This window comes from Singulisphaera chitinilytica, from assembly GCF_049331405.1.
Classification (GTDB): domain Bacteria; phylum Planctomycetota; class Planctomycetia; order Isosphaerales; family Isosphaeraceae; genus PoT.
Window position 1 is genome coordinate 3,335,300 of the sequence record NZ_CP186274.1, and the last position, 16,977, is coordinate 3,352,276.

The following is a 16,977-nucleotide window of genomic DNA, read 5'->3' on the forward strand; positions in this document are numbered from 1 at the left end:
CCTCGGGGTTTGACGATCGCGATGTCTGGACAAGTCTTCAGTTAATGGCTACCTTGCTCGCCGTGGACCTGGGTTTGCGGACCGGCCTGGCCACCTTCGACGGGGATGGCCGGCTGATCGGCTACCGCTCGCAGCATTTCGCCAATCGGGAGGCGCTTCGGAGGGGCGTGCATGGCATCCTCTCCGGTTTCGCGGACCTCGGGTTCCTCGTCCTGGAAGGGGGAGGACCGATCGCCGAAGTTTGGAGCCGTGCTGCCAAACACCGGGGGATTGCCACGCGAAGCATCAGCGCCGAGGATTGGCGGGTCGACCTCTTCCACGCGAAGGACATCCGGGGCCGGGACCGGGCCAAGCGGAGTGCCGACTCGCTCGCCCGCCGCGTGATCGAGTGGTCGGGAGCCCCTCGAGCAACCTCGCTGCGGCACGACGCCGCCGAGGCCATCGGCATCGGCTTCTGGGCGGTCCTCTCGCTGGGCTGGCTCGACCGGATCCCGCCGGAGGTCCTGGCACTGACGCATAAGAGTTGGATTCCGGCTCGATCTCACGACAATGGAGTGATGCTGATGCATGATGACTTTGTCTCGCTTTATAATTACAACCGTTGGGCCAACGCCCGTATGCTCGGGGCGTGTCGAGCCTTGAGCCCCGACCAGTACCAAGCCGAGCCGCACCCGGGTTGGTCCTCGATCCAGAGCTCGCTCTATCACATCGCGGTCGTCGAGGAGGGTTGGCTGCGCGGGCTCAGCGGCGAGAACGTTCAGTCGAGCCCCACGGCCGAGCAACTCGGGACCGTCGATGCCGTGGCCGACTGGCTCGAGCGAGCGGCCTCGCACGTCTCGGCTTTCCTCGAGTCCGCGACGCCGGAGTCCCTGGAAACGCCCATAACCTTGCGCCGGGCGACGAGGTCGGCGACCTTGCCCCCCTGGGTCGTCCTGCGGCACGTCGTCAACCATTCGACCTATCATCGCGGACAGATCGCCTCGAAGCTCAAGGCGTTCGGCATCGAGCAACCCGCCACCGATTTCATCTACTGGGCCTTCGAGCAGATCCCCCAGACGCGCTGAGGCCTTCGTCGCGATAGGCCGAAGGTGAACTCCGGGCGGCTTCCCATTGTCAGGGCCGAGTGTCGGTTCCAAACCCAACGACGGAGATACGGCGATGAGCGAGACCCAGGAGATCGGGCGTGCCTACATTGAATTGGCCCGGGAACGCCTGAAGAACCGCGCCGGCATGATTGAGCATTGCGTCAATCAGTTGAGCGAAGACCAGGTCTGGTGGCGTCCCACCGAGTCGATGAACAGCGTCGCGAACATCCTGTTGCACCTGAGCGGGAACATCCGGCAATGGATCATCTCCGGTGTCGGCGGGACGCCCGATACTCGCGACCGCCCCGCCGAATTTGCCGCGCGCGAGCAGCTCCCCAAGGCGGAACTCCTGCAGCGGTTTCGCCAGGCCATCGCCGAATCCGACGCAGTCCTCGCCTCGTTCGACCCTTCATCGCTACTCGACCGGCGCCGGATCCAGGGTTCCGAGCAAAGCATCCTGTACGCTATCTGGAGACCCATTGAACACCTCGGCGGGCACGCGCAGGAAGTGATCTACATCTCGCGATTCCAGCTCGGCGAGGACTACCGCTTCGCATATGTCCCGAAGACGCCCGAACAGGGATCTCCGGCCTGAGGATCATCCCCGATCGCTCGAGTCTCGACGAGATCGGCTGCATCATTGACCACGCCGGGGCCCTGCGCGACAATCCCTCATCCGGGGCGCGAAGGGTGAACTGCGGCGGCCGAGTGGGGCCGAACCACCTCGAAGCGTTCCCTCCCCGTGAATCGCCTGCCGAACCGAGGCCAGGCCGTCGCGTGCCTCATCCCGCCTCGGATGATCCCGGGCACCTTGGCGCGGCCGGACCGTCATTCGTCGAGGACACGATGAATCGTCGCACCGCCCTGAGCACCTTCGCGGCCTGCCTTTCGGCGGGTCTAGCCCACGCCCTGGCCGCGCCGCCTACACTGCGGCTTGCCACGTTCTCGGCCGACGTCACCCCTCCGCTGGGCCATCCGCTCATGGGGGGCGGCATCGCGCCCGCTAAAAAGATCCTCGAGCCCCTCTGGGCCAAGGGGTTCGTCCTGCTCGGTGCCGGCAAGCCGATCGTCGTCGCGGCCATCGACTGGTGCGAGATCCGCAACGACGCCTATGAACGCTGGCGCGAGGCCCTCGCCGAGGCCGCCGGCACCGAGCCGGCTCGCGTCGTCGTCACGAGCCTGCACCAGCACGACACGCCGATCGCCGACCTGACGGCCGAGCACCTCCTCGATCAGCACAAGGCCAAGGGGAGCGTCTGCGACGTCGAGTTCCACGAGAAGGCCGTGCGCGACGTGGCGAAGGCCCTCGCCGAGGGGTTGAAGACCACGCAGTCGGTGACGCACGTCGGCATGGGCCAGGCGAAGGTCGAGAAGGTGGCTTCGAACCGACGCTACATCCAGGCCGACGGCAAGCCCGGCTTCAACCGCATGAGCGCCACCAGGGATCCGGCGATCCGCGACCAGCCCGAGGGCGTGATCGACCCCTGGCTCAAGACGATCAGCCTCTGGGACGGCGATCAGCCCTTGCTCGCCTTGAGTTGCTACGCCACGCATCCGATGAGCTTCTACGGCCAGGGGGACGTCAACACCGACTTCGTCGGCATGGCCCGCAAGAAGCGGCAGGAAGAGACCCCCACGACCTTCCAGATCTACACCAGCGGTTGCAGCGGCAACATCACCGCCGGCAAGTACAACGACGGCTCGCCGGCCAACCGCCCGATCCTGGCCGAGCGCATACGCAAGGCCATGGCCGAGGCCTGGCAGAATACGAAGGTCACGCCCATCGATCGCCCGGCATTCAAGGTCGAGAAGCTCCGCGTCGAGCCGAGGGATTCGGAGGGGTTCAAGGTCGCCGAGCTCGAGAAGCGCATGGACACCGACCCCAAGCCCTTCGGCCAGTGCCTCGCCGCGCTCGGCCTGAGCTGGCGTGCCCGTGCGGACGTGGGCAAGACCATCGACGTGCCGGTCCTGGCGCTCGGCAAGGCGCGTCTGCTGCTCCTGCCGGGCGAGTCCTACGTCGAGTATCAACTCTACGCCCAGGCCACGCGCCCCGACCTCTTCGTCGTGACGATGGGATACGGCGAGAGTGCGACCGGCTACATCCCGACGGAGCATCACTTCGAGGAGAACGACGGCAACCTCAATGACTGGTGCTGGGTCGCTCCAGGCTCTGAGGATCGGATGAAGGCCGCGATCCGTGCCGCGCTCCGGGATTGACGCCAACCCTCGGGAGGGTTCGATGCGACGCACTTACTTCGCCGCTCTCGCCTGGCTCTCGGCCTCGTTCGCATTCGCCGGCGACGGGCCTCGCGTCGAGATCCGGGGCATCTACGGGGGCGTGCCGACCGAGATCCTGGATCAGGGCAAGACACTCGCCGACTACGGCGTCAACGCCGTCTGGATGGGCTCCGACGCCCTGAGCCGCGAGACGATCGCCTTGCTCAGGAAGCAAGGGGCGAGGGTCTTCGCCGAGTTCAACACGATGCACGACGCGGAATACCTCCGCGATCATCCCGACGCCGCCCCCATCGGCTCCGACGGTAAACCCTGCCCGCCCCCCGATGACTGGCAAGGCATCTGCCCGACCCATCCCGGGCATCGCCGGGCCCGCATGGATGCTTTCAGGAAGTCTCTGCACGACTTCGAGATCGACGGGATCTGGCTCGACTACCATCACGCCCATGTCAGTTGGGAGCAGGCCAAGCCGAACCTCCCCGACACCTGCTTCTGCCCGCGCTGCCTGTCGCAGTTCGAGAAGCGGACCGGCGTGAGCCTACCCGATGCCCCCACCCCCGAGCGTGCCCGCTGGTTGCTGACGCAAAAGAAGGCCGACTGGATCCGCTGGCGTTGCGACGTCTTCACCGACTGGGTGCGCGAGTTCCGCCAGATCGTCAACCAGGAGCGACCCAAAGCACTGCTCGGGACGTTCCATTGCCCCTGGTCGAACGCCGACTTCGACGGTGCCCTGCGCGACAAGCTCGCGATCGACCTGAAATCGCAGGCTCCCTACTTCGACGTCCTGAGCCCGATGCCCTACCACGCGCGATTCGGCCACGCCGACGACCCGGCCTGGGTCGGCCGCCAGGTCGCCTGGCTTGGGGAGTATCTCGGGATCCGAGGCAAGCCCGGCGAGCGACTCAAGATCTGGCCGATCATCCAACTCGCCGATTGGGGCGAGCATGTGGCTGCCGCCGACGTCGGGACCATCGTGGAGCAGGGGACTGCGGCGCCATCGACGGGGGCGATGGTGTTCGTCTGGGGCTGGCTCGTCAAGGACTGGGAGAAAGTCGAGGCGTTGGGCAAAGCCTATCGAGCATTGAAGCCTTGAGTTCTCATGTCTTCAATGCTTGATTGCGGTGGCGAAACGAGCCCTTGGGGCCCGCCGGACCCTCGACGCGACGCGTAGAATTCACGGGGGAGGTGGACGATGAAGGTGAACGGAATCCTCGAGACGGCGCTTTACGTCGAGGACCTGGCCCGCTCGGTCGCGTTCTATCGGCGGGTGTTCGGGTTCCCGACGCTGGTGGAGGACGACCGGCTCTGTGCCCTGAATGTGGCCGATCGTGACGTGCTCCTCCTCTTCCTCAAGGGGGCGACGAGCGAACCGGCCAAGCTGTACGGGGGCCTGATCCCGCCGCACGACGGCTCCGGCCGACTCCACTTCGCATTCGGCATCGAGGCGGAGGACGTGGAGCCCTGGAAGGAACGCCTTGTGGCGGAAGGGGTGGCGATCGAGGGCGTGGTCGAGTGGCCCAAGGGGGCGACGAGCCTCTACTTCCGCGACCCCGACGGCCATCTCGTGGAGCTGATGAGCCGGGGCTGGTGGTCGATCTATTGAACGCGGAACCGGAGTCCTCGCATGCGGATTGCGATCATCGGCGCGGGTGGTGTCGGCGCCTATTTCGGCGGGGTCCTGGCCAGGGCCGGGCATGAGGTCGTCATGCTCGCGCGAGGCGAGCACCTGGAAGCCCTCCGCGCTCGGGGGATCGAGGTCCGCAACCCCGAAGGCTCCTTCGTCGCCCCCGTTGCGGTGACCGACAATCCCGACGAGATCGGCCGGGTGGATTGGGCCATCGTCGCGGTGAAGAGTTACTCCCTGGCCGAGGTGGCTGCGACCACGCGAAGCCTCGCCGAGTCGGGCGCCCTGATCCTGCCGCTGCTCAACGGGGTCGAGGTCGTCAAGCGATTAACCGAGCTCGGCGTGCCCGCCGGGCAGATCCTCGCCGGCATGACACAGATCAGCGCCGTGCGCGTCGAGCCGGGGGTCGTCGAGCGGAAGAGCGACCTCGCCCGAATCACGTTCGGCGAGGTTGAGGGAGGTATCTCGGAACGGGCCACACGGTTCGCCGAGACCTGCCAGCAGGCCGGCATCGACGTGCGGGTCTCGGAGGAGATCCGCGTCGACCTCTGGCGCAAATTCGCCTTCATCGCCTCGGCTGCTGCGGCCTGCGGGCTGGCGAGGATTTCGCTGGGGGAGATCAACAAGACCACGCTGGGGCACCTGCTCATCGAGAGGCTGATTGGCGAGGTGATCGCGGTCGGCCGGGCCCTCGGGGTGGCGTTGCCCCCCGGCGAGGAGGAGGCTCAGATCAAGTTCATCGACGGCCTCGCCATCTCCTTGAAGCCGAGCCTGCTCGTGGATCTCGAGGCGGGTAGGCCGACCGAGATCAACGACCTCAGCGGCGCGGTGGCCAGGCTCGGCCGGGTCGTCGGGATCGAGACCCCGACGCACGACACTGCGGCCGCGGCGCTCGGCGTCGAGCATTGAGCGGGCATCAACCCTCGAACGAACGTGACCCACTCGAGGCAATTCGTCTGGCGGAATGATCGCAATCACGTATACCATGGTCCTCCATAAAAGAATTGGGACATCCCCAGACCGGCAATTGGGCCGGTAGAAAGCAGGACATGGCTACGTACTATTGCTCAGATCCCCACGCATTTCACGCCAACATCCTCAAATACTGCCGACGCCTGGCGTTCATGACCGACGCGGATCGGGAGGCCTTCCTCGACATCGAGGCGCAAGGGAAGAGCCTCTCAAACTTGCGCATCAGCGACGAGTCGGTCGATCGGATGAACCACGCCCTCGTCGCGAATATCAACGCGAGGGTCCGCCCCAACGATACGCTCTGGTGCCTGGGAGACTGGGCCTTCGGCCGGGGCGAGGATTACTACCGCAACGCCCGCTGGTTCCGAGACCAGATCCAGTGCCGGACGGTCCACCTGGTATGGGGCAACCACGACGACCGCAAGATCCGCGACCTCTTCTCGTCGACCCACGACCAGACCCAGATCCGCGATTCGGGCGTGCGCCTGACGCTGAACCATTACCCGATGCTGACCTGGAACGGCCAGCATCACACGTCGATCGCAGAGCCCAATATCCACCTCTACGGGCACGTCCACGCGGTGTATCAGAATGCGCCGGAACTCAACCCGGTGAGGGACTCGCACGCGTGGCCGGCCCTGGATGTCGGCTTCGACGGGCACGACTATCAGGTCTGGTCGATCGAGGAGATCCTGGAATCCATGCGGCCCAGGATCGAGGCCTTCGTCAATATGAAGTACGAGCGTGGCCAGTTCGACCCGTTCCGCGGGCGATCGGGCTGAGTCGTCCCCTGACAGTATCCGCACATCGAGACGCGATCCCATGAAGACGAATTTCGGAAAAGCCGGCGAAGGCCAGTCGGTTTGGGTCGCCGGGGATCGATACACGATCAAGGCCACGGGGGAGGACACGGGCGGGGCCTTCTCGCTGGTCGAGGCCGAGGTGCCCCCCGGGGGCGGTCCGCCTCCCCACCAGCATGGGCGAGAAGATGAGGCGTTCTACGTCATCGAGGGGGAGGTCGAGTTCCAGGCGGACGGCAAGCGCTCCGTCGCCGGGCCGGGATGCTGGATCACGCTCGCGAAGGGGAGCGTCCACTCGTTCAAGAACCTGAGCCAGGTCACGGCGAAGATGCTCATCTTCCTGACCCCGGCCGGGTTCGAGCAGTACTTCCTCGAGGTGGGTCGTCCCGCGAGCCCCGAGGACACCGTGCCGATCATCCCGACTCACGAGGACATCGAGCGGATGCTGGCCCTGGCACCCAAATATGGCATCGAGATGTTCCTGTCGGAAAAGTAAGCGGAAGGTCCGGGCGGGATCATCTGAGAGACGCGAGGTTGAATCCCCATTCCGCCTCGATCAACTTCGGGATCATCCCCATCCGGGCTCGCCCGTCGGCCCAGCGGATGGTCTCGGGGTGCCGGGCGAACTCGGTGCAGAGCCGTTTCGGATGGGGCGTGATGCCGACCCGCCCGAGGTCGAGTCGGTCCGCATCCCAGCAGGTCTGGATCGTGACGTCGGGATGGGTCAATTCGTGCGTGTGACCGAAGCAGGCGCGGTGGAGACGCTTCATGTCCGCGTCGGGCAGGGAGAAGAAACGCCCGTTGAGCGACTCCGCGAAGTCGGCGGCGCGTGGGCCGTGCTCGGGGTCGGTGAATTCATTGACCCGCTTCGAGTCGTGGAGCACGGCGAAGAGACGCACGATCTTCGCGTCCGCGCCGGTGGCCTCGACGAGCCTGAGGCCATTCTCGTAGACGCGGCCCCAGTGGGCGATCCCGTGGACGCCGTGCCAGGGCAGGGCGTAGTCGTCGAGGGCGGCGCGCAGAATTTCGAGGATGTTGATTTCCCTGTCGGGTCGATCCATGGTGATTGCATCTCGATGGCCTTCACGCCCGTCCTGGCCGGTGTCAGTTTCCTGACCCAACGAACCTGAACGATCAGGATGATCTCTGGGGTGTCGGTGGTCAAGTGCAGCAAGTCTTCCGCCGTGCTCATAGGCGTCAATAGAGGGGTGCGATCCCGACCGATGTACATTCCCAGTTCCTTCGAGGAGCGCGACCTCGCCAAGCTCCATCGGTTCATGACACAGTACAGCTTCGCGAGCCTGATCTCGCATGGCGAGGCCGGCCTCTTCGCCACGCATCTGCCCTTCCTGGTCGAGCCCGAGCATGGTCCCTTCGGCCGATTGGCGGGGCACCTGGCGCGGGCGAACCCGCAGTGGCGGCCGGAGATGATCCAAGGCGAGGTCATGGTCGTCTTCAGCGGGCCGCACGCTTATATCTCCCCTTCGTGGTATGAGGCCGAGGAGATGGTGCCGACCTGGAACTACGCGGCCGTCCATGCTTATGGGACGTTCCGGATTGTCGAGGATCCCGAGCGATTGCTCGAGATCCTGGGCAAGAGCGTCCAGGCCCACGAGGGGCCTCGCGCCCGCCCCTGGTCGTTCGTGGACTCCGACTCGTATATCCAGAAGCTCATGAAAGGGATCGTCGGCTTCCACATCGACCTGACGAGGGTCGAGGGGAAGTGGAAGATGTCGCAGAACCAGCCGGTCGAGCGCCAACGGCTCGTCGCCTCGGCACTCGAGGCCCAGGGCGGGGAAGAGTCCTTCGCCGTCGCACGGCTCATCAACGAGAGGCTGGGGCTGCCCCCCTCGTCCTGAGCCTTCCTCAGAAATAGACTTGCGATCGGAGCCAGAAGAGGTCGCTGGTGATCTGGCGGAGAGGCCCGGGTCGGTAGTAGATGGGCGAGCCGAAGGCGGCGTGTTCCCAGTCGAAATAGATCTTGATGTACTTGTTCAGATACCAGTTGAAGCCGACGTCGGTCATGCCCACCTGGTTGGTCCAGAGGTCCGGGTCGGCGAGCCCGGCCGAGAAGACCTTGCGATCGAGGTGCAGCATGCTGTACCGCGCGGTCAGTTCGAACGCTCCGAGGCCGAACTTACCCCGGCGCAGGTCGAAGGGGCGGAGCGGGTCGATCAGGGTTCGGTCGCGGATCGTCTCGCCGGTGAGGATGTACCCGGCCTGGGCATACCAGCCGTTGATCGGGATCCGCGTGGGCCTGCCGGTCCCGCCGAGGGCATAGCTCTCGTGGCCCGATTGCCAGGCCCCGAGGAGCGTCAGCCCCTTATAATAGTAGGCGGCGTGCAACTCCCAGAGCGCACGCATGCCGAGCTCGCGCACGTTCGGGTTGAATGCGAGGAAGGGGAGGGTCGCCGCATTGACGCCCGACGAGGTGGTCTCCCCCATCGCCGAGGGGGCCGAGTTGGTCCGGAGCACCTCGGGGACCGCCGCCTGATTCTCCTTGCCCGCGTCGACCGAGCCGCCGAAGTTGAGGTCGCGGAGGAAGAAGCCCTCCTCGCGATCATAGAAGGGCTTGAAGTTGAGGAAGGCCATCACGTCCTGGCGGCCGTCGAACGCCTGATACGAGTTCCGCTGCGTGTTGAACGTGCCGACGGCGTATTCCAGGCGCTGTTCGAAGAGGTTCCCCATCGCCATCAGGCCGAAACGCCTGTTACCCTCGTAGTTGTTGGCGTAGAGCGAACGCTCTGGCGCGAGCAGGTGCCAGACGTGGATCCGATACCATTCGTAAGTGAACGGCGTCTTATATCGGCCGAAGCGGATCTGGAACCTCGGGTCGTAGTTGAAGTGGACGTAGGCGTCGAGCAGATTCAGTGTGTCGAACGTGTTCTGGAACGAGAACTCGTACTGGATCGGCTTGGTGAGCCGGCCTTCGAAGTAGATGCGTGTCCTCGGGTTGTAGATACCGCTGCTGACCGGCGACTGATTCGGCTGCTGGTAGACTCGGGCCTCGACCTGGGTCAACGCCCGGATACCGAGCGTGAATTCGTCATCTTCGGTGGCCCAATTGATCCCGTCGTCCTCGAAGTCGTAGTAGCCCTTGAGCGGGAATTTGCCGCGATGGCGGTTCCCCACTTCCTGCGCCCGCCCCGTCACGGTGGGGTCGCCGCCATCGGCCTTCGACCCGCCCCCCGCCGTCATCGGCCGGGCATCCTTCGGATCGGCCTCGCTGCCGGTCGAGGTGGGGGACTCCACCCAGGCCGGCTTGTCGGGAGCGGGTGACGTTCCCTCGATTGCCGGGAGCGTGGGTATGGCGAGCTGTCGCGAGAGATCCTGGACCTGAGCACCGAGCTTCTGATTCTCTCGGGCGAGTTCCTCGTTCTGCCTGGTGACCCGATCGAGGCGCCGCTCCATCGACTGGAGGCGTTCCAGCACCTCCTTGAGGACGGCATCCGACTTGACGTTGGTTGGTTGAGAGGGAGCAGGGCTTGGTGGCGGCGTGGCGGGATGCTGCCCGAATGCAGGAGCGACGACGGTGAGTGCCCAGCAACACACGAGAACGAGGCACCTCGGTGGCCTGGACGTGACATCGAAGTGGCTCATTCGGATTCACGCGACTCCGAGCCGAGATCCAATCGTGCCTGGGTCCACTCACGCCGTATCGAATGGAATCCGGCCGGCTCTCTGCGTCCGCCGCCCGGGGTTTGGCTGATTGGGTTGCGATGAGACGGGCCGACTTCGAGAGGATGGCATCGAATCCAGTCGGTCGAGACGGATCGATGCCGTCCTCTCATCGGCTTCGAGGATCTGCGGTCTTGAGCTTTGTGCGGGTTGCAACGATTTCCTGGGCTACCGTATTCGGCGCCGGCTCTCCTGGGCTTGCTGAGAGATCCACGACAACGATCTGATAACCTTTGCGGGTGAATTGCCAACGCCCTGTCATCGTGAATCCTGCTTCATGGAGTAACTCCGCCAGGAGGGCGCGAATTCCGGCAAGTCCTTGATTTCCCGGTGAAGCTCGGGCATCTCCTCGGTGGGTTGCGAAATTGCTGGCGCGATGGATGCGAAGTTTGGTCTTCCCGACGGGGAGGATCTTTCCAATGATTTCTCGATGTCGAGGGAATCTGTTGTCGGAGTTGGGAGAACCCATGGCGCGGCTCGGCTTCCTGGAACGCGAACGGACGGTGGCTTCCCCCGGCTTCAATCGCTGGCTGATCCCGCCCGCCGCGTTGTCGGTCCACCTGTGCATCGGGGAGATCTACGCGTTCAGCGTCTTCAATGATCCCCTGTCTCGCGTGCTCGGCATCGACTATTCGATCGAGGGGAAAGACTGGACCATCCCGCAGATCGGCTGGACGTATTCGATTGCGCTGATGATGCTCGGGCTCTCGGCCGCGTTCTTCGGGCGCTGGGTCGAGCGGGTCGGCCCGAGGCGGACGATGTTCGGGAGCGCCTGCTGCTTCTGCGGCGGGCTGTGGCTGTCGAGCCTGGGCGTGGCGCTCCACAGCATCGCCGTGGTGTATCTTGGCTATGGGGTAATCGGCGGGATCGGGCTGGGGCTCGGGTATATCTCGCCGGTGTCGACGCTGGTGAAGTGGTTCCCCGACCGGCCGGGCATGGCGACGGGCCTGGCGATCATGGGCTTCGGCGGCGGTGCCCTGATCGGGGCTCCGTTGTCCCTGGATCTGATGGCGGCCTTCCACTCCCCGACCTCGGTGGGGGTGAAGGAAACCTTCGCGGTGATGGGCTGCCTCTACTTCGCCCTCATGCTCTTCGGCGCGTTCCTCATTCGAGTCCCCGCGCCAGGTTGGAGGCCGGAGGGCTTCGTGCCGGCGACTCGCGCCAGGAAGCTCGTGACCAGTGAACAGGTGGCGGTCGAGAACGCGTGGAAGACCCCGCAGTTCTGGCTGCTCTGGATGGTCCTCTGCATGAACGTGACCGCGGGCATCGGCATCCTGGGGCAGGCGTCGCTGATGGCCCAGAATATGTTCGGGGTCTCGGCGGCGGTGGGTGCGGGGTATGTGGGGCTGCTCAGCCTCTTCAACATGGGCGGCCGGTTCTTCTGGTCGTCGATGTCGGACATTACGGGGCGCAAGGTGATTTACGGGGTCTATTTCGCGTTCGGGGCGTTGCTCTACCTGCTCGTCCCGGAGACCCAGAAGCTGCAGAGCATCCCGCTGTTCGTCCTGGTGACGGCCGTCATCATCTCGATGTATGGCGGCGGCTTCGCGACCATCCCCGTATACTTGCGGGACCTCTTCGGTACGATGCACCTGGGAGCCATCCACGGCAGGCTCATCACGGCCTGGTCGATGGCGGCAATCCTCGGCCCGCAACTGGTCAACTACATCTCGACGTATCGCATCAATCACGGGGTGCCGAAGGCGCAGGCGTACAACGCGACCATGTATCTGATGGTCGGCCTCATGAGCCTTGGCTTCCTCTGCAATTTACTGGTTCGGCCCGTCCACGAACGGTTCCACCACTTCGAGGAGCCGTTGGCGAGCCCGGAGCCGGAAACAATCGCCGGACGACATGAGCAGGGGAAGGCTTGAGATGTCCCGGAAATCGACCTCGCCCATCGCTATCGCGCTCGCCTGGATCGTCGTCGCGATCCCCCTGAGTTGGGGCGTGTATCAGAGCCTCATCAAGTCGAGGCCCCTCTTCCAACTCAAGACGCCGTCCCAATCCCTCGCGCCGAAGGGCAAGTGACGCGTCGAGTTGACGACCAATGAATCGTCGCTCGAATAAGAAGTAATCGAGTCAAAATAAGAAAGTCTCTTGGCTCGTCAATGATGAAGTCGTGATGAGCTTTCAGGCAGTATCGGCCGCGGGAAAAGGTACGTCGCCCCACCGCTTTGCACCCTCCTCCTCGGCGACTTCATTGGGGGGGAATTCCGAGGCCGCAGAACCTTCGACGGACGCGGTTGAAACTCAACCGGCCCTGCGATGACGCTACGATCCCGGAGCGTGAAGTCCACATCGGGGAGGAGGGTGAAAAGCAGTGGGGCCGACGTCGCCACGATCAAGAATCCCAGAGGCGGGGGGGGATGGGGGGGAAGATTCGCCTCTCGGGATGTCTCGTTCAAACTGAAGATTGGCCTGCATCGGCCTCGCTTCAACCTCGGATCATGGCGTCTAGAGGCGGACCGGGGGGGATCGGTCCTTATGGGGGAGTCAGGCCAAGGCACCGTGGTCGTCGACTTCGGGGCCGGTTCGAGTCAGGGAAAAGATCGCCAACTCGTCGGGGCTTCCGGGCGGCAACGGTTCAGAGCGACTCAGGCTGAGGATATCGAGCTCGTTCGGACGGTCCGGCTGCTGCGGCAGGCGTGTCACGTCGTTCGATGTCACGTGGTCCGGGACATCGAAAAGGCGAGCCAGCCGTGCAAACAGGTTCAAGAAGGACAGGGGGTGCGGCATCGATTCCTCGCGTCTCGGGGGGGACGAGTGCGATGTGGTAATCAAACACCTCGATCGTTATCAACTCCAGGGAATGACGATAGCCACACAATCCAGGTCCAACCTCAACGTCCTTCGCCAGGACACGTGAGAACTAAATGCACGAAGCGTGCCACAAGGATTTCGGCGACGGAAGTGATCCTGTAAATCTTTTTGTATCAATGTCTTAGTCGTTTGGTAAAGATGGTGTGTAGTTCGAAGGCAACGGACATCCCAAGGGGGTGTCTGCAAGATCTTGCAGGAAACAGGCGGTGTTGCGAGATTGGGGTCTGCAAGAATTTGCAGACCGGCGAGTTATTGCAGACAAGGATTTGACGGGCCTGTGAGCGCCGGGAGAAAGGGGCTGATGGGGAGGAATTCGACCCATCGCGGCTCACTGGAGGTTGTGGCGGTTCATCTTGTAATGCAGGGTGCGGACGCTGATGCCGAGCAACTGCGCCGTGCGTTCGCGATGGTTGTCGCAGCGTTCGAGGGCGGCGAGGATCGTCGTCTTCTCGGCCTCGGCGACGGCCACCTCGAGGGTCGGGACGACGATCTCGGCCGCCTCGGGGACGTCGTCGGATTGGGGGTTGAAGACCGGCACCGGACGCCTGCGTTGCATCTCCGTGGGGAGGTCTTCCAGGTGGATGATGGGCCCTTCCACGGTGACGACCAGGCGCTCCATGCAATTCTTGAGCTGGCGGACGTTCCCTGGCCAGGTGTACTCGCACATCGCCCGCAAGGCCGCGCTGGCGATCTGCTTGGCCCCGCGGTTGTGCCGCTCCTGGGCCCACTGGATGAAGTGATGCACGAGTAGCGGTATATCATCCTGCCGCTCGCGGAGCGGGGGCACGCGGACGGGGACGACGTTGAGGCGGTAGTAGAGGTCTTCCCGCATCTTGCCGCTGGCGACCATTCCCTCCAGGTCGCGGTGGGTCGCGACGACGAGCCTGACGTCCAGCGGGATAAGGGTCGCGCCGCCGAGGCGACGGACCTCGCGTTGTTCCAGGACGCGCAGGAGGTCCACCTGGGTCTTGGACATCATCTCGCCGACCTCGTCCAGGAGCAGGGTACCGCCCCTGGCCATCTCGAACCAGCCGGCCTTGTCGCGCTGGGCGCCGGTGAAGGCCCCCTTCTCGTAGCCGAAGAGTTCGCTCTCGATCAGGCCTTCGGGCAGGGCCCCGAAGTTGGCGGCGATGAAGGGCCCTTCGCGGCGATGGCTCAGGTTGTGGATCGCGCGGGCGACGAGTTCCTTGCCGGTGCCGCTCTCCCCCTGAATGAGAATGGTCACGTCGGTGTCGGCGACCTGGTGGATCCGGACGAAGACGTCGTGGATCGCGGAGGACCGCCCGATCATCTCGGGGACCTCGCCGACGCCGGCCAACCGCTCGCGGAGTCGGCGGTTCTCCTTGAGCAAGTGGTAGTGCTCGAAGGCGTTGCGGACCTGGATCCGGAGGGTACCGAGGTCGATCGGCTTCGTCAGGTAGTCGTGCGCGCCGAGGCGCATGGCCTCGACCGCCGTCTCGACGGTGCCGTGCGCGGTGATGACGATGATGAGGGTCTCCGGACGCTCGTCCTTGATCTTGCGGATCAGGTCGATCCCCGAGAGGCTGCCCGGCATCTTGAGGTCGGTCAGGACCAACTGGTGATGGCCCTGATTGAACAGGGTCCAGGCCTCGTCGCCGCCGCGCGCGGTCGTGATCGCGTATGACTCGTTCTGGAGGGCCTGGGCGAGTCCCGCGCGGATGTTCGGCTCGTCGTCGACGATGAGGATGGAGAAAACCTGGGTGCTCATGCCCCGTTCGCGCTCCCTGGCGAGTCCTTCACGGGCAGGGTGATCCGGAATGAGGTGCCGGCGGGCCCGGTGCGGAAGTCGAGCTGGCCGTGGTGTTGCCGGACCAGTTTTTCCGCGAGCGCGAGCCCGATCCCCGTGCCGTTGTCCTTGGTCGAGAAATAGGGGTGGAAGATGTGATCCTGGATCTCGGGGGGGATGCCCGGCCCGGTGTCGCGGACGACGACCTTCAGCCTCTCGTCCTCGATCCTGGCGGTCAGGCTCAGCTCGCCCCCGTCGGGCATCGCCTCGAGGGCGTTGAGCATCAGATTCAGCAGGGCCTGCTGGATCTTCTCCGAGTCGAGGGCCACCTTGGGCAGCGGCCGACCTTCGCACTGGAGGGCCAGGCGAACGCCTTGTTGTGTGGCCTGTGGGCCCATCAGCCGGGCGAGCTCGTCGAGCACCGCTTCGGGGTCGACCGACTTCACGTTCAGTCGTTGCAGATTGGCGAAGTTGCGGAAGCTGTCCAGCGTGATGCTGAGGCGGCGGACCTCCGACTTCAGCACGTCGAACATCTCGCCGACGGCGTCGTCGACCGCCGACTTCCGCAGGCGTTCCTCGAGCAATTGCACGTGGATGCTCAGAGCCGTGATCGGGTTCTTGATCTCGTGGTGCAGGCCGGCGGCGAGGGTGCTGAGGCTGGCGAATTGCTCCATGCGCCACATCTGCTCTTTCATGAGCATGCGTTCGGTGACGTCGCGGAGCAGGATGACGCAGCCGAGCGTGGCCCCGAGGCGGTTCTTCAGCTCGAGCGCACTGACGACCATACGGCGGACATGCCCGGCGCGTTCCAGCGTCAACTCGCGATCGCTGAAGGCCTCTTTGCGCCGGGTCACGTAGGCGCACATCGTCTCGAGCGGGACCTCGGCCGACGTGATCTGGCCGATCGATTGCCCCACGCATTCGGGGTCGATCCCGAGCAAGTGGGCGGCAGCCGAGTTGAGGCTCGTGATGTTCCCCTGCTGATCCGTCGTGATGACCCCCTGGTCCAGGCTCGCCAGCACGTTGAGGGCGAGCCAGCGGACGTCGTCCAGCGTCCTGCGCACCGTGAGCTGGCGTTGCTGGAGCCAGACGGTCGAGATCACGCAGAGCAGGATCACCGTCGAGGCGATCGACCGCGTGATGATCCGGCCGCCGATGTCCTGCCGCAAGGCCAGCACCGAGGCGACCGGCACCGCGTCGGGTTTGGAGATCCAATCGCCGAGCATCCGATACTCTTCGAGCACCTGATACACGGCGGCCAGGCTGAGGCCTAAGGCGAGCAGCAGGGCTATCAGCACGAAGACCGCCGTGATCGAGGTGTGACGTTGGGCCTCCGACGAGCCGGCGGTGAACATTTTCGCTGCATACCCCTTCGGGCCGTCATCCAGAATCGAAACCAATAGAGGATACGCGACACACCTGCGCCGACCGACGCAGTTATGATTTATCCTCTGCATCGACGGTATCGTTTGGCCCCGTCAGCTGACAAGTGAACGATTCGCGAGTTGTCCATCCCAATCGCTTTCGATGCCTGATTGACCCGGTGACTCAAGAATGGATCTGGTTTGGGCTCGACTCGAGGCTGAAGCTCCACGGGGGCGGGTGGTCCGTCTGTACCAATCGGGGCGAATCTGCGATGCTTCGCGCCATCGTGCCCTGGGAAGGGCGTGGTTCACGAGCTCTCAACTCCTTTCGGGCTCAGATCTTCGGGATTCCAATGAGGAGACCCAGAATGGACGTGCATGATCGTCGTGTCGCCATCCCCTGGGGACTCGTAGGGATGCTGCTCCTGATCGCGGGAGTGGAGTGGACGGTCGGCCGCCATCGCGAGCAATTCGCCGGGGATTTCGACTTCGGTTGGAGGCTGACCGCCAAAGCGATCGCGCGCGGCGAGGCGCGAAAGAGCGAGATTCTCTGCTTCGGCGACAGCCTGATGGGGGCGGGCCTGGCCCCTCGGGTCCTGACGCATCGCCTGGGCCTGAAGGCGTATAACTTCGCCATGGCCGGCTCCGG

At 64.5% G+C, this 16,977-nt stretch carries 16 protein-coding genes; 11 read left to right on the forward strand and 5 right to left on the reverse strand.

All coding sequences use genetic code 11. The annotated features are described in order from the left end of the window. Positions 1-44: 44 nt before the first annotated feature. From ACOYYX_RS13565 to ACOYYX_RS13600, 8 genes are all read left to right on the forward strand, one after another. On the forward strand, positions 45-1,064 hold the full coding sequence (locus ACOYYX_RS13565) for a DinB family protein (RefSeq protein WP_422930436.1): 1,020 nt from the start codon (positions 45-47) through the stop codon (positions 1,062-1,064). A gap of 94 nt (positions 1,065-1,158) precedes the next feature. Beyond that, positions 1,159-1,680 (forward strand): DUF1572 family protein, encoded by a 522-nt coding sequence (locus ACOYYX_RS13570; RefSeq protein ID WP_422930437.1) that lies wholly within the window; start codon positions 1,159-1,161, stop codon positions 1,678-1,680. A 251-nt stretch (positions 1,681-1,931) separates the two neighbouring features. Continuing rightward, positions 1,932-3,302, forward strand: coding sequence for a hypothetical protein (locus ACOYYX_RS13575; RefSeq protein ID WP_422930438.1), 1,371 nt, complete (start codon positions 1,932-1,934; stop codon positions 3,300-3,302). Between the two features lie 22 nt (positions 3,303-3,324). Further along, positions 3,325-4,413, forward strand: a complete 1,089-nt coding sequence (locus tag ACOYYX_RS13580) for a hypothetical protein (protein ID WP_422930439.1) — start codon at positions 3,325-3,327, stop codon at positions 4,411-4,413. A 99-nt stretch (positions 4,414-4,512) separates the two neighbouring features. After that, on the forward strand, positions 4,513-4,923 hold the full coding sequence (locus tag ACOYYX_RS13585; RefSeq protein WP_422930440.1) for a VOC family protein: 411 nt from the start codon (positions 4,513-4,515) through the stop codon (positions 4,921-4,923). Between the two features lie 21 nt (positions 4,924-4,944). Further along, on the forward strand, positions 4,945-5,853 hold the full coding sequence (locus ACOYYX_RS13590; RefSeq protein ID WP_422930441.1) for a ketopantoate reductase family protein: 909 nt from the start codon (positions 4,945-4,947) through the stop codon (positions 5,851-5,853). A gap of 140 nt (positions 5,854-5,993) precedes the next feature. Beyond that, a complete protein-coding gene (locus ACOYYX_RS13595) occupies positions 5,994-6,698 on the forward strand; it encodes a phosphoesterase (protein ID WP_422930442.1) in 705 nt (234 codons plus the stop codon). Between the two features lie 40 nt (positions 6,699-6,738). Further along, positions 6,739-7,212: a cupin domain-containing protein gene (locus ACOYYX_RS13600; protein ID WP_422930443.1), complete on the forward strand. Its 474-nt coding sequence runs from the start codon at positions 6,739-6,741 to the stop codon at positions 7,210-7,212. A 19-nt stretch (positions 7,213-7,231) separates the two neighbouring features. Here the strand turns inward: ACOYYX_RS13600 and ACOYYX_RS13605 are convergent, their stop codons facing one another. Beyond that, positions 7,232-7,777, reverse strand: coding sequence for a hypothetical protein (locus tag ACOYYX_RS13605; RefSeq protein ID WP_422930444.1), 546 nt, complete (start codon positions 7,775-7,777; stop codon positions 7,232-7,234). Between the two features lie 162 nt (positions 7,778-7,939). Here ACOYYX_RS13605 and ACOYYX_RS13610 point away from each other — a divergent pair, with 162 nt between their 5' ends. Further along, entirely contained in the window at positions 7,940-8,575 is a 636-nt protein-coding gene (locus ACOYYX_RS13610; protein WP_422930445.1) for an FMN-binding negative transcriptional regulator, read from the forward strand. A 7-nt stretch (positions 8,576-8,582) separates the two neighbouring features. Here the strand turns inward: ACOYYX_RS13610 and ACOYYX_RS13615 are convergent, their stop codons facing one another. Further along, entirely contained in the window at positions 8,583-10,268 is a 1,686-nt protein-coding gene (locus tag ACOYYX_RS13615) for a porin (RefSeq protein ID WP_422930446.1), read from the reverse strand. A 593-nt stretch (positions 10,269-10,861) separates the two neighbouring features. Between ACOYYX_RS13615 and ACOYYX_RS13620 the strand changes: the two genes are divergently transcribed. Both ACOYYX_RS13620 and ACOYYX_RS13625 read left to right on the forward strand, forming a co-directional pair. Continuing rightward, positions 10,862-12,268, forward strand: coding sequence for an L-lactate MFS transporter (locus tag ACOYYX_RS13620; RefSeq protein ID WP_422930447.1), 1,407 nt, complete (start codon positions 10,862-10,864; stop codon positions 12,266-12,268). A gap of 1 nt (position 12,269) precedes the next feature. After that, complete coding sequence (locus ACOYYX_RS13625) at positions 12,270-12,425, forward strand: MFS transporter small subunit (protein WP_422930448.1); 156 nt, start codon at positions 12,270-12,272, stop codon at positions 12,423-12,425. Between the two features lie 465 nt (positions 12,426-12,890). Here the strand turns inward: ACOYYX_RS13625 and ACOYYX_RS13630 are convergent, their stop codons facing one another. The 3 genes from ACOYYX_RS13630 to ACOYYX_RS13640 form a co-directional block, all read right to left on the reverse strand. Beyond that, a complete protein-coding gene (locus tag ACOYYX_RS13630; RefSeq protein ID WP_422930449.1) occupies positions 12,891-13,133 on the reverse strand; it encodes a hypothetical protein in 243 nt (80 codons plus the stop codon). A gap of 412 nt (positions 13,134-13,545) precedes the next feature. Continuing rightward, a complete protein-coding gene (locus ACOYYX_RS13635) occupies positions 13,546-14,946 on the reverse strand; it encodes a sigma-54-dependent transcriptional regulator (protein WP_422930450.1) in 1,401 nt (466 codons plus the stop codon). Next, positions 14,943-16,319: a two-component system sensor histidine kinase NtrB gene (locus tag ACOYYX_RS13640; RefSeq protein ID WP_422930451.1), complete on the reverse strand. Its 1,377-nt coding sequence runs from the start codon at positions 16,317-16,319 to the stop codon at positions 14,943-14,945. The genes ACOYYX_RS13635 and ACOYYX_RS13640 overlap by 4 nt, the downstream gene beginning before the upstream one ends. Positions 16,320-16,977 lie beyond the last annotated feature (658 nt).